This is a genomic window from Citrobacter sp. CK180 (genome assembly GCF_030333655.1).
Taxonomy (GTDB): Bacteria; Pseudomonadota; Gammaproteobacteria; order Enterobacterales; family Enterobacteriaceae; genus Citrobacter_B; species Citrobacter_B koseri.
In genome coordinates this window covers 432,821-445,804 of sequence record NZ_JAOWFM010000052.1, presented here as the reverse complement: position 1 = coordinate 445,804, position 12,984 = coordinate 432,821, and the positions used below count along the sequence as shown (strand labels likewise).

Genomic DNA, 12,984 nt, shown 5'->3' with positions numbered 1-12,984 from the left:
TTAAAAAACTCAGGCCGCAGTCGGTAACCTCGCGCATACAGCCGGGCAGTGACGTCATCGTCTGCGCGGAAATGGACGAACAGTGGGGATACGTCGGGGCTAAATCGCGCCAGCGCTGGCTGTTTTACGCGTATGACAGGCTCCGGAAGACGGTTGTTGCGCACGTATTCGGTGAACGCACTATGGCGACGCTGGGGCGTCTTATGAGCCTGCTGTCACCCTTTGACGTGGTGATATGGATGACGGATGGCTGGCCGCTGTATGAATCCCGCCTGAAGGGAAAGCTGCACGTAATCAGCAAGCGATATACGCAGCGAATTGAGCGGCATAACCTGAATCTGAGGCAGCACCTGGCACGGCTGGGACGGAAGTCGCTGTCGTTCTCAAAATCGGTGGAGCTGCATGACAAAGTCATCGGGCATTATCTGAACATAAAACACTATCAATAAGTTGGAGTCATTACCAGTGATGTCGAACTACGCGGTAATCGTAAGGGGATTGTGCCTTATCGTGGTGCGGTTGTGTTAGCTGAGTTTGAAACCGACAGGCGCAAGCTCTGGTATTTTCTGGCGCGACGTCCAGATGGTTCTCCATTAACCTTCGGTTATGAAGTAGAAGATCATTCCGGGAAAAATGTTGGCTTAGTTGGGCAAGGAAGCCGCCTTTTTATCCGTACAGATAATGTTCCTGCCTCTTTGAAAGTCGCGACAAACAAACAGCAAGGATTGTTTTGCATTATTACCTTTGATGGCGTAATTGATGAGAACAAGACCTATATTTGCCGATGAAAAGGACTTGCTATGAATAAGTATTGGTTAATATTATTACTGTTATTCCCTGTCTTATCACAGGCTAAATGTTCACTAGGGAATAACACAACCGCACAACAATCTATTGAAATAGATATGACATCAGGTGCTGCGGTGATTCCTGTCAAAACTAATTTACATGATACGTTTACCTGTAATGCGTCAAGCGACAAGATGTATTATGCGACGCCTTTACAAAATTATATCGTTGAGTTTAAAGGGACAGGGTCGCAGAAATCCATTTTTATGCAATTAAAGCTGACTGGAAATGGCTTTCCCGTTACGATTGGTAACCAGGAGACTACAACAGATAATGTGATCAATACGAAGTCGTTTACGCTTGAAGCGAACTATATAAAGTCTGGAACTGCGGATTTAACCGTTTCAGGTAATAGCATTAACTTAAACCGTCCTGCTATCAGCATTCTTACTGATAATACCTGTAATAATAATCTTTTCTCATGGATTCTTTGTTGGATAACGGGAAAGCTAAACAGTAATGTTTCTTATTCACAAAACATTATTTTTACAGTAAAACATAAACCTACGACCTGCCATTTTTCACAGAATCAATATGTTATTGCGATGCCAGAAACAACATTAAATGAGATAATAACCGGAAATAATACGAAAACAGGAACCACGAATCTGATTTTAAACTGTGATAGCGTATATAATGTTACGACTAATCCAGTGAGTTTCAACGTTTCTCATGGTGACTGGAATGAAAACGGCACGATACTTAAAAATACGCTGGCGGAGGGTGCAAAAGGTGTGGGGTTTCAGATATACAGTGGCTCAGGTACTACGCCTTTAATGCAGGGTGATATACTAAGAACAATGGTAAAAATGACCAGTATTGAGGATAAGTATACTATCCCGATCACCGCAAAATATGTCAGAGTCAGCAACGAACCATTACGACCTGGAAATTTGCAAAGCAAAGTAATATTTGCTGTTTCATATGATTAAGTCATTTCTCTGAAAACGCGTCCTTTTCTGAATGAAAGGACGTGTTTTGTCTGTTGTTGTTACAGTAAAGCATTTACCGATGATAAAAAATCTCGCCGTCGTAGGCTTTGATAATTTTGCCGTCGGTGTCGTTAATCAGTACATAAGCGCCGCCCATATAGGTCCAGTGGGTTCCTGCGTCGGGCGCTGGCAGATTGCGTTGCTTCCATTGCTTAATATTGTACTCGTCGGTGCGGTACAGCTCAGGAACGGTATCACCAGGTTTGAAATGGGTAAAGTCGGCAACAAAGCTGCTCAATTCGTACTGATCAATCCCCGTTGCGGCGGGTGCGGCCCAGACTGCGCTGGTTGCCAGCAGCAGTGCGCCCATTAAAAATTTATTCTTCATACCCATAAACTCTCCACGTATTCGGGTCATAAAAATCAGTCGTGTATCATTCTCACTGTGCAGCAAGTCTGACAAGAACTATTTTGTTATCACGCCAATAATTTCGTAAAAAGTGTAAACGAAAGCGCGCGCAAGCAACACATGCCGTAGGCAGTTCACATCACGAATGACGGTTTTGGGAACTATCTGACCTGAGCTGGAGCCAGCGATATCGGCATTTCGCTGATTTACATCCCCTGACGCACCCAGTATCCTGTTGGCGAGACAAGCATAATAAATGCTTCGGTTTCAACGACTCGGGGTGCCCCTTTTCACGAAGGGCTGAGACATACCCGTATTACCTGATCTGGATAATGCCAGCGTAGTCCTGGCGATTATTCAATTTAAAATCAAAAACTTATCTGCGATTTTCGAACCGTTTTGTTTAGCCGATCACATCGAGGCTCACGAAATGGGACACCATACCATACGCCACACCATTAAACGTAACGGGGTTTATTACGTTCGTTTTCGCCTGCCTGATAATAAGTTTTTCCGTAAGTCGTTAGAGACTGACAGCCACACCCAGGCGCAGTTGCTCATGTCTTTTGCTTCTCCTGTAATTCCTCTGGTTCAACGTGGAACTATCCAACCGGATCACTTCAGTAAGCGTCTTTCTGAGTATGGCAATATTCTGAAGCAGCAGAATGAACAATGGCTGGCGCACCAATTTCTGAATGATGTGCGGCGCAATATTCCGCCGATGGTTGCACAGGAATACCGCGAGGTTGTTACTCCTTCCGGAGAAGAGGAAGAACAAACGGAAGCACAACCAAAAGAAGTGCTAACGCTGGCTGGCGCGTGGAATATATACAAAAAGGAGAAGGCTCAGAACTGGACGAAGGCAATTTCACAGGCTAATGAGCGCTTTATGGAAGTCATGTTCATTGTCCTCGGTGCATCAACAGACGTAACGACGATAACCAAGCAGGACATCAAGCAGGTGATGGAAGTTGTTGAAAACTTGCCAAAGCGTGTTGTGCAACCTTATCGGTCAATGACGGTTCAGCAACTGATCGAGTGTGATGATGTTCCGCCAGAAGATTTGGTTGGCGCTGAGTCTATCCACAAGCATTTGAAGATTTACAAATCGCTGTTCAAAACCTTCCTGACTGACAATAAAGATATTCTGGAGAAGTCTCCGACTGATGGAGTGGTCGCCTCACCATCTAAAGCAAGGTTTGGTGCATATAGCGCAGCAGAAATGAGAAAGTTTGTGGGGTGGGCGCTCAAGCAGCCTGACGGGTGGCAGAAGTGGATCACTTTGCTATTGGCGTACACGGGAGCCAGAAGAGGCGAGATCGCCAAGCTGGAGAAATCACAGATCAAATTTGATGAAGATAGCCAGCGGCACTATCTCCTGATCGCAGAAGGGGGGCAAGGCAAAACTGAGAACGCTACAAGGCAGGTAGTGATTCATCCCAAACTGATCGAGTGGGGTTTTCTTGATTTTGTTAACGGTCAATGGAAAGAGAAAATCTTCTCGCCAGTGGCGGGTAAAAACATGCCGAAAATCGGCAAAGTGTTAGCTGATGTTCGTGATCAACTTGGTATTCCGTACCTTGATGATTATGGGCAGCGCCGCTTGGTGCATTCGTTTAGGCACACCATGATTTCAACCTGTTTAGCTGGCTGGGTTGGTAACCTGGCGCACCTGCAACAGGTGGTTGGTCATGAGAAGAGCGGCTCAGGGATCACCAGGCGTTATCTTCATACTTTCCCACTTTCTACGGTATGTTATGTAATTGACGACTTGCATTGGGAATGATTGCGATTCTGCTGTGGTGTTCACCTAGCCATAAATGATCGGTACTCGATAAGAGAGCGGTTAATTGACAAATGAAGATACGCCTTCGGCGCTTAATATTGGTATGCCCAACACGGCGCTAAATGACTGCTATTGCATTTTATTTCTTAGGCGGTATAGTGAGCTTAGGCACCCGCCTAAGTTTTGGACAGCTTAAAAAAGGTAGCAGTACCGCACATTCTTTTTAAACCTTCTTCATAGTGTCGGATCTGGCAAATGGTTGAGGGTAACAAAATGTCCAATACCAAACCTTAAATGATTGCCAAGAGATCTGATACGCCGGAGTGGTTTATCATGAATGCTGCTATCCAATCAATCTGCTACAACATTTCTCAACATTCCGAAATCCGTAATGCATCCTTGAAACGTTCTCAGCTTCATGAGGTGATTGCTGCTCTCTTAGGCTATGCCAGCCATGCGGCACTCATCCAAGAAGGAAAAGAAGCCTCAAAAGAATATGAATTCTCTGATGCTGAATTTGTGGTGCTGAATTTACCGATGGCTACAGAAAGAGCGAGGAAGTTTCTTCTCACCGATGAAATTTTCCGCATTTGTGTCTCGGAAGTAAAGTCAGGGATGCCCGTACCAGTATTTGAGTCCGTAGAGGATTTTTATGATGATTACCTCAGAGAGTTTCTTGAGAAATTTATCTATGACGGAGCGGAAGAGACTGGGGAAATGGCTGACTGTAACGCCAGTTTCTACGATTATCCAGACTTGGATCAGAATTTTAACATTAGCGGCGATTTATGGAAGGCTGTTGATAAATGGTCAATAGAGGATACTGGAACGCTATCAGGTGAATATGATCCAGAAGGGCACCGGATGTACAACGGGCATATATTCAACGTAAAGGGTAAGCTCAAGTTTGCAAAAGCAGGGCGGGCAGGCCTGATATTCTTAGAAGATGAAAGCGACTTCTTTTTGTCACCTGATGAATCGTGGCGTGACGAAGAGCCATTGTATATCGAGGATTAACACTCTTTAAAGAATCCAGCCAACCAATTTTTATTTGTTGGCTGGTTACTTTTCGTTATCGTCCGTATTGAATGTTTTCGAGTGAGTCACCAGCGGCAGCAGTGCCAGCACACAAAGTAAAACCTTCTTCATAGCCATCTCCTCAATAGTCACGTTGCGATTTGTGAAGCAAGGCCGTAAACGTCCATCAATAGTCAATGGTCTGGAATACATCTTCGACATCTTTTTCCATGATCCCACAATACGCCAAGGTTACAGCCTGGCTGCTGTGTCCATATAGTTTGGTTAACGTCGGGAGGCTAACCCCACGTTTCAGGGCGTGATAGCCCAGGTTCTTGCGTGGGCTGTGGGCTGCAATGTGCAAATTGAGCATATCCCCGGCTTCTTTAAATTTGGCTGAGACCGTCACACGGCTGATCGGTTTGCCCTTGGCCCGGTTGCTTTCCACCTCAAACAGGTAAACATGCCCTGGATTATCAACACGGCGCTGTCCTACAAGTTCAAGCGCTTTCGCAGTCAGCATAATAGAGCGAGTTTTCCCCGTCTTCTGTTCCTTCAGGTTTAACACGTTCCCTTCGATGTGATTAAAATCCGCATACTTAAGCTTGAGAGCGTCACCCACTCGCGCCGCTGTCTGATTCAGGAATACCCACAAATCACCGTAGATAGGGCTGCTGTTATGCTGGCGTAACAGTCTTTCCACTTCTGCGATCTGGTCTTTGTTTCTGACTGGCTCGACTCTCTTCATTGCGTCCCCCTTTGAATTTCAATATGTAAGTTAGAATGCAAATATTGATCATAATATGATCATTGTAAAGGATTTTTTATATGTGATTTAACCTGCCACTTCCCAGAGGGAAACGAAAGTTGGGGGCAATTTTCAGGTCTTAGTGTTGGGAAATATCAGCTCGCACTGACTGATCTGCTGAACCATTGGATATGCAGTTCAATAAAAATGAACCGTTATTTTAAAATATCGTAAGGTAGCTCCTTGCACACATAACAAAGGTGAATAGAACGTGCATAGATAGTGCATAATGGGGTGTTTTGACACGTAATTAGCTTTCATCCACAATACAATATATAAGAATCAAAGGCTTACTAAGTTACACTTTCACATTGTGTAAGTTAGATTGCTGGAACACAGACACCCGATGTTGAACAACAGGCCATACAACCAGCAGCACCAGGTGATATTCTCTTGGCCTAAGCGTCATTGCTCCGTACCTTTTCCACACTATTGTAAACTTCCCCACCAATAGCCCCGTAGCTCCACCATTACCCGTTGCCGGGTTAGCAACCTTGTTGCTAATCGCCATAGGCGATACCAGAAGCCCGTAACGGCGTCATCTCCACACAATTGTAAACTGACAGACCGATAGCACAGCGCCACGCTGAGAGGCTCTCACAGGCCTAGAAATGGACGGTTTTTCATTGTTTTTTTCGAAGAAAATTAATTTTTTCGGCTTGAGAGGGCGGATCGGTGATTGTGTTTAGCCACACCACGAGTGACAGATCTGCCGAGGCCGCGTCATTACTGGCTTCGTTGTATACCTTACACCATAACGGTTATCACATCCCACAAGCTAGCCAGTGACATCACGACGCATTTAAGGCGAAATGCCAGCGATTAAAGTTGAATTTTCCGGCATTTATTTACAGCTTGGCGAGGCGCACCATCCCCAAGGATGAACTGATTAAGAAGCGACCAACCCCTGCCAAAAACGTAGGGGGAGGGGTGACAAAAACGACCTACGATATAATAAAGAACTAGATAATAAAGATAAAAAACCTAAAACACGATCTTTATAAAAAAGCTAACGGCAAGGCCGCATAGCGGTGAGCGTTATCGTTCATCACTTGGTGACCGGATCGCGAGGTGTCGTCTGTCAGAGGGGATTTTAGCAAAGTTTGTACATGGCTTTTAGCAAAGTTTGTACATGAATCAAAAGTTTGTACATGAATCAAAAGTTTGTACATGAATCAATAACAAAGTAATAATCATTACAAAGTAACTTCAAAACCTAAAACCCACGTACAAAGTTAGTACATGAATCACTATAAAGAAGAAAATCAGAAGACAGATTGAACATGCGTTCAATTGTTGGTCGTGTTGATGTTATGTGAACGGCTCCGCCACTTCAGATATGTGTGTGGTAAGAAGCTCTCTTCGATGACGTAAACAGACCCGTCATCTCGTGACCTTCTAACCCTCCATAGCCCATCACAACAACCTCCGGTTGCTGTTCTGTGTGTCGGGTTACCCAATGGCTCTGCCAGCATGTGTGGAAGACAAGCGCAAGCGCGTCAGTCCAATGTGAACGACTGCGATGCAGTCAGGAGCTTTAAACGCGACGTAACTCCCCTCTGGGAGGGGCGGCGCCCCCCTCAGACTTCACAGGAGGCTCACAGAGCGCATCAGACACGCTACACGGCGTTTAAACGGTGGAGGTAACCCATAGGTACTGCCTACGGCCTAGAATCGCTTAGAACGAGTCATAGGCGATTTATGTAACCTTGAATTATTTACCATCTTAAATAAGAATGCAATACACATAATTACATTCAGCACAAATTGCTAATGACATTGTATGTTGCTTTATGGAATTATGCGGCCCAGCTCAAAAGGTTACTATCACACTTTTATTTATGATGCAACAAAAAACTTGACAAAAAGTGTGATTTATGACATAATATATTCATACCTTGAGAAAAGGAAACATTAAAACAACATAGGAGATTAGATGACAAAACCAGTCCTGTTCGACTTTTCGAACGCTACCGCCTCAGAGATTGTTTCTGCAATCGACAACAAAATCACTTCTTTAGTAAATCTTCGCAGTTTCAGAACCCGCGTTGGCGGTTCCAGGAAAGCAGACAAACTATACCCGGCAACTCGTGAAGCCATGAATATCATCAAAGGTCTGCGTCAGCAGGCTAAGAATGCAAAAATCATCCGGGATATCCTGAAGCCTTACAGCCATGAGTTGGCAAAAGGCCGTGATGTTATGGAAATCATTGAACCTGTGCTTTCTGCTTGGCGTGTCTATTACGCCTCCCACGGCATCGGTCTGATGAATGAGCAGATCCTTCTGCTTAAGATGATTGAGTCTGGCGGTGAACTCGAAGGCATTACCGGAAAACCCATTCCCGAACTGACCGCAACCGAATAACCATTCTCTTCTTTACTCCGTTGGCAGCAACGCCACCAAACGAAATCGCCGAAACACGGCTTCTTACTCCTGATCGCAAGGCCCTACGGGTGAACCTTTGGTTCATCTTGATTCTGTATTCCGGCATTTGAAGCCGGGGAATCAAGACCGGAACGCCACCGCGATAGCAGGATCGATAACTTTTATGCATTCGGAGGGAACTTGAAGCTGTCACTAGACGATGAAACATATGCAATTTTACGCGAAGAGTCGGATCGGTTGGGAATGCCAGTTCCCAGGATGATCCGGAACATGTGCCAGAACTTGGCGAAACACATTCAGAAACGCAACGAACTACCACAGACGAACCCACAGGGAGAACAACATGAGCCAGAACGAGACAGAAAACACTGAGAAATACGCTTTTTTCTATAAGCGCTTGCTGCATTCCACGCACATCGTGCGCCAGGACACAGGGGAAGAAATTGAAATCCCTGATTGCATTGAAACATTGCATGGTTACATGCGTGACCAGTACGAGAGCTATAAGGATCGCGGAAAGCCGTTTTTTGAATCGCAAGAGAGCATGGGCCGTAAGTTTAAAGGGCGTGATCGCCGCTGGATTGCTGCCAGGATTGAGGTTTTAAACAGACTCGGCTTGGTTAAATCTCAGGAGCAGGAGCGTGATTCCTACGGTCACAAACGTTTTCACCATACAGTGATCCCTTTAGAAGAAGTATCCGACAACCTCCTTTTCTACGGCCCTGAATCGATCAGTGGTGGGCCACTGGCTGAAGGAATGCTCATTCGCACATTAGAGAAGAAGAAGCCGCGCGGAACGCCTAAAAAGAAAAAAGCAGAACAGCCAAAAATCGAGGAGAGCGAAAATGGCGTACAGCAACAAAATCACGAACAACCTACTACTGTGGCTTCTGAGACTGCCGCGCCTGCTGCTGGAAAGCCAGACGGCGTACCTCCTGTGGATGCTCCTGTCGATGCTGATGTACCTGCCAATGATGATTCATCACTGAATGATCAGCCTGATAACGGCAGCAATGATAATGGCAGGCCTGCTTGGTTCCGTGCTCCGTTTAAAGGTAATGGTGACTTAGTTCCTGAGGCGAAAGCATGGGCGCGTTCACGAGGTGCAACGTCTGAAGAAGAGGAGAAGCATGAGATATGGAGAGCGCTGGAGATTATAAACCCGCTCTTTGATAGTCAATCCGAACCAGAACCACAACCATCTGCCCCTTCAACAGCCTCTGACGAAGAAGAAACAGAAGAAGAGGAAGAGTCAGAAGAATATCCGTTTTAACAATTGGAGGAACAATTGTGTGAACACGTTAGCGGTGAACTGACCGCAGATGATAAAACCAAACGTCTGATTGAATACGTTCAGGCACTTTCCCAGAAACAATCCCCAAAACTCTCGAAACGGCTAAAATCCGGTCTGGTCAAACGTGACCCTATCGTGCAATTACGCTACGCAAAATACCTGTTGGTGATTGGTTTGGGTGTTAACGAGGTTGCGCTCAGAACACGGTTACCTTTGAAAGCCGTTCAGGAGTTAGCTGTTTCGTACAATCCCCGGTTTCGGAAAATCAGCAATCGCCGCCAGTGCGATATGCAAAATATTGCTGTCGATATGTTACGTCGTGGAGACAGTCTGGAAAAAATCTGCCGATTCCTGGACCTACCGCTTTATACCGTAGTCCAATACCTGCGGAAATCTGGTGTGAAGGAGGAGGAAATAAACTCTCGAATACCGCCAGCAGATAACCCGCTATTTATCGAGTACCAGAAGACTGCTCAGCGCAAGGCGACGGCCAAATATAAACCGCTGTCGCTGCACTAATCCCGTTGCCGGGGAACCCTTGAACCTTGATTACATCTTTTACCTGCCCGTTGTCTGGCTGGCGCTTCGTCACGTCCTGATCGGCGGGCTAATCCTACTCTGGAGATACCATAAAATGACACTAAGCATCCGAGATCGGATTTTTGCCGCTATGCATGGCATGTCAGCAGAACAGTATGCATTGGAAAAGGCGCGGGACAATCTGAAGAGCGTCACCGATAACTTTCTGGATCAACATCCGGAGTTGCTCAAATCAGCCCCGGCTGAAACACCCAAGGATAAACGGGGCGAAGCCCTCTCGCCAATGCGAGACACCTTTGGTGCTGAACAACGGATTAAAAAATCGTTGGGTGCGGATAGCCGTCCGGTTGTCTCACATACCGCTGACCATATCGATCCTGAAATGCTGGCGAAAGCTAAAGCAGCGGCTGCTGCACTCGCAAAATCCGATCCTGGTCGTTACGGCAATATCATCAAGCAGCAGGGGGTGTAATGAGTAGTGGAGCAACCAACAAGATAGTGACGAGCACCGTCAATATTGTAAGCTGGGAAATTTCCCGCTCTAGTTACGAAGCAGCGAAGAAGAAAATTCTGTCACTTCAGCAGTTAACCACCAAACCCGCTAAAGCGCTGGAGCAAGCTCAGAAGCGAACCGCCCAGAGTGAAGGCAAAGCAGCACTAGCCGCAGCGAAAGCCCAGACTGCGAAACTTCGACAGGCTGAACAATTGTCAAAACAGCAACAGAAACAAGCTCAGATACAGGCCAAAATGGAGCGGGACGCAGTAGCCCACGCCAATAAAATGACATCACTTCAGGCTCGCCAGTTATCTCAGCAGGAGCAGAAACAAGCGGAGAATGCCCGTTTAGCCAATATATCCGCAAAAGTGCAGGCCGCAGCCAGATCACGAGCGATGACCTACAATCCCAACATGCTTGGAGTTCACTCCGATCCATCTCTGGTGGCACGTCAAAATGCAGCGATGAACCGTGGTCACGGCGCTGTTGCTGCTGACATCGCAGCCACCAAAAAGGCGATGGCCCTGGAGGAGAAGCGTCAGCATGAGAAAGAGGCCAGTCTGAAACGCCAGAGCACTGCATACGATACTCTGCGCCGTGCCAGTTTAACTATCAGTCATATCGAAGGCGCTAGCCTGGCTGACAAGATGAAAGCTGTGCAGGCAATCAAAGAGGCTACCAAGGGATACTCCGAGCAGCGTTATACCATCGCAGAAATGCGCCATGAACTTGCTAAAGCGACTCTGGAAACCAGGCGGCAGGCACGTATTAACCGCCAGATTGTTAAAGATAAAGCGAAAGCCAAGCGAGCAGGGCGCATCAATGCTCAACGTCTGACCAGTGAACGTAGCGAACGTGGTTATGGTGGCCTCGCTGCTACTGGTGTAATTGCAGGTGGTTCCCTGATTGGCTCAATGGGGGTTGCTCGTGTTGGTCAGACACTACAGGGCAGTGTTGAACGCAACCAACAGATGAAAACTCTACAGTCTCAAGGCATCTCACGCCTTGAATATGAAGCGGTGCGTGATGTTGTTGCAAATAAGACCGGCTTTAACATTTCCCCAGATAAAATGTTGGATTTCCAGGCTGACTATAGAGATAAAGTTGGTCAATTAACCGCCAATGGGATTTGGAAGACCGACAAGAGCGGCAAAGCGACGTTGTCCGGTGGTGGTGAACTAGGCGACCTTATCAATGCCATCGCTGGCAAATCCAATGCAGCGACGGCGAAGCGCGTTATTAAGGAGCTAGACAAGCTCGATTTTAACACCGCAATGGTTTACCTGGCTCAGTTGTCCCGTCAGTTCAAATTTTCTAGTAAGGAAACGGCTGCGTTTGCAGAAAGTATCAACGATGCGAGCAAGGTTTTACCCGCCTTTGTAGACGGTGGTGACGCTGTTCAGAAACGCATGGATGACCTCGCCCGTAATGGTTACGCCCTGTCAGACGCACAACAGGAACAGTTAAACCGTTTGGGTGCTCTCTCTGTTGAATATTCCAGGATCAATGATTCGTTGAGTGATATTTTTAGCTCAGGTTTTGCTGATGGGCTGGGAGAGGTTGGCAAGAACACTTCCAGCTTTAGCAAAGGTATGGCTGGCCTCGTTCCTATTATGGATAGTTTGGGGAAGGCTGTAGGTCAGGCGACTGCTGATATGTTGTTATTTGCCGGACGGGTGGGCCAACGTGTTAACGAGGGTGCGACACTGCCGGATGCAGTCTACAACACCGTTGTGGATGACTCTGCAAATAGCACCGCCGATTGGATTAAGCAGAAGACAGGTTTTGATCCTCGAAGCATCGGTCAAACGCTTAAGCAGATTTATCCGTGGCTGGATAGTTCAGCACCGAGCAATATTGGCTCAGGCACGGCGTATAACGATCCAGCGCTAGCGTTGAATGTTCCTGGTCTGAACTATCCAACACCTCAGCAACCAACGTTTACGGTTCCGACAATTGACAGCATGACGCTGCGACAGGTGATCCCAGTCACACTGACAGGGCAAGCGAACATTAATCAGCAGATGGATGTGTTTGTCCATGACGATAAGATCGCAGGGCTGGTTGATACCAAGATAAGGGAAAACAACCAGGCGCAGAATAACCTCATCCTTGGGATTGCAGACTAAAATCATCGTCCCGTCAAAAATGACGCAGTAAATTGGCCACACGAGAGAGGGCCGTTAAATTCGCCATGTTATTGTTTTTGTTGTTGCAAATGATAATCATTCGTGTTAAAATAATATACAAGGTGAATTACAACAGCCAAATGTTATTCCCTTCTATAAAGCAGGCTCTGTGACACCGTGGAGCCTCTTTTGTGATGTGTCGCTCCCAGCCTCTCACTGGACGTTTGCCAATGGGCGGTACATTACAAAAGATTCGCCTTAGGGCGTACAAAGTCTGGGCCTCTGGTCTGGATTTGCCATTAAATCCGGCTCTCCTCCGGTCATCAGCCTTGATGCAA

The 12,984-nt window shown here is 46.5% G+C and carries 10 protein-coding genes, 2 pseudogenes and 1 riboswitch; of the genes and pseudogenes, 10 read left to right on the top strand and 2 right to left on the bottom strand.

The genetic code is table 11. From position 1 onward, the window contains the following. The 3 genes and pseudogenes from OGV50_RS15725 to OGV50_RS15715 form a co-directional block, all read left to right on the top strand. Positions 1-449, top strand: a pseudogene (locus OGV50_RS15725) (IS1-like element IS1B family transposase); the annotation flags it as partial. 15 nt (positions 450-464) lie between these two features. Then, positions 465-788: pseudogene (locus tag OGV50_RS15720) on the top strand (FimD/PapC C-terminal domain-containing protein); the annotation flags it as partial. A gap of 12 nt (positions 789-800) precedes the next feature. Then, the gene (locus tag OGV50_RS15715; protein ID WP_115181406.1) at positions 801-1,781 is read left to right on the top strand and encodes a fimbrial protein; all 981 of its coding nucleotides are present in this window, start codon (positions 801-803) and stop codon (positions 1,779-1,781) included. Positions 1,782-1,854: 73 nt separating this feature from the next. On the opposite strand, the gene rcnB is transcribed toward OGV50_RS15715, so the two are convergent. After that, the gene (rcnB, locus tag OGV50_RS15710; RefSeq protein WP_024130186.1) at positions 1,855-2,175 is read right to left on the bottom strand and encodes a Ni(II)/Co(II) efflux transporter accessory subunit RcnB; all 321 of its coding nucleotides are present in this window, start codon (positions 2,173-2,175) and stop codon (positions 1,855-1,857) included. A gap of 281 nt (positions 2,176-2,456) precedes the next feature. Continuing rightward, a riboswitch (TPP riboswitch) is annotated at positions 2,457-2,554 on the top strand. A 66-nt stretch (positions 2,555-2,620) separates the two neighbouring features. Here rcnB and OGV50_RS15705 point away from each other — a divergent pair. Both OGV50_RS15705 and OGV50_RS15700 read left to right on the top strand, forming a co-directional pair. Then, positions 2,621-3,976 (top strand): site-specific integrase, encoded by a 1,356-nt coding sequence (locus tag OGV50_RS15705; protein WP_286488628.1) that lies wholly within the window; start codon positions 2,621-2,623, stop codon positions 3,974-3,976. Positions 3,977-4,309: 333 nt separating this feature from the next. Beyond that, complete coding sequence (locus OGV50_RS15700) at positions 4,310-4,993, top strand: hypothetical protein (protein ID WP_286488627.1); 684 nt, start codon at positions 4,310-4,312, stop codon at positions 4,991-4,993. Positions 4,994-5,180: 187 nt separating this feature from the next. Here OGV50_RS15700 and OGV50_RS15695 read toward each other — a convergent pair whose 3' ends face one another. Further along, positions 5,181-5,741, bottom strand: a complete 561-nt coding sequence (locus OGV50_RS15695; protein ID WP_286488626.1) for a tyrosine-type recombinase/integrase — start codon at positions 5,739-5,741, stop codon at positions 5,181-5,183. 1,996 nt (positions 5,742-7,737) lie between these two features. On the opposite strand from OGV50_RS15695, the gene OGV50_RS15690 reads away from it, so the two are divergent. The 5 genes from OGV50_RS15690 (at position 7,738) to OGV50_RS15670 (ending at position 12,646) form a co-directional block, all read left to right on the top strand. Next, positions 7,738-8,166 (top strand): hypothetical protein, encoded by a 429-nt coding sequence (locus OGV50_RS15690; protein WP_286488625.1) that lies wholly within the window; start codon positions 7,738-7,740, stop codon positions 8,164-8,166. A gap of 364 nt (positions 8,167-8,530) precedes the next feature. Further along, positions 8,531-9,460, top strand: coding sequence for a DUF6945 domain-containing protein (locus OGV50_RS15685; RefSeq protein ID WP_286488624.1), 930 nt, complete (start codon positions 8,531-8,533; stop codon positions 9,458-9,460). 15 nt (positions 9,461-9,475) lie between these two features. Then, the gene (locus OGV50_RS15680) at positions 9,476-10,000 is read left to right on the top strand and encodes a hypothetical protein (RefSeq protein WP_286488623.1); all 525 of its coding nucleotides are present in this window, start codon (positions 9,476-9,478) and stop codon (positions 9,998-10,000) included. A gap of 19 nt (positions 10,001-10,019) precedes the next feature. Beyond that, the gene (locus OGV50_RS15675) at positions 10,020-10,493 is read left to right on the top strand and encodes a hypothetical protein (RefSeq protein ID WP_286488622.1); all 474 of its coding nucleotides are present in this window, start codon (positions 10,020-10,022) and stop codon (positions 10,491-10,493) included. Beyond that, positions 10,493-12,646 carry a chemotaxis protein gene (locus tag OGV50_RS15670; RefSeq protein WP_286488621.1) on the top strand — a complete coding sequence of 718 codons (2,154 nt, stop codon included), beginning with the start codon at positions 10,493-10,495 and terminating at the stop codon, positions 12,644-12,646. The genes OGV50_RS15675 and OGV50_RS15670 overlap by 1 nt, the downstream gene beginning before the upstream one ends. The last annotated feature ends 338 nt before the right edge of the window (positions 12,647-12,984 follow it).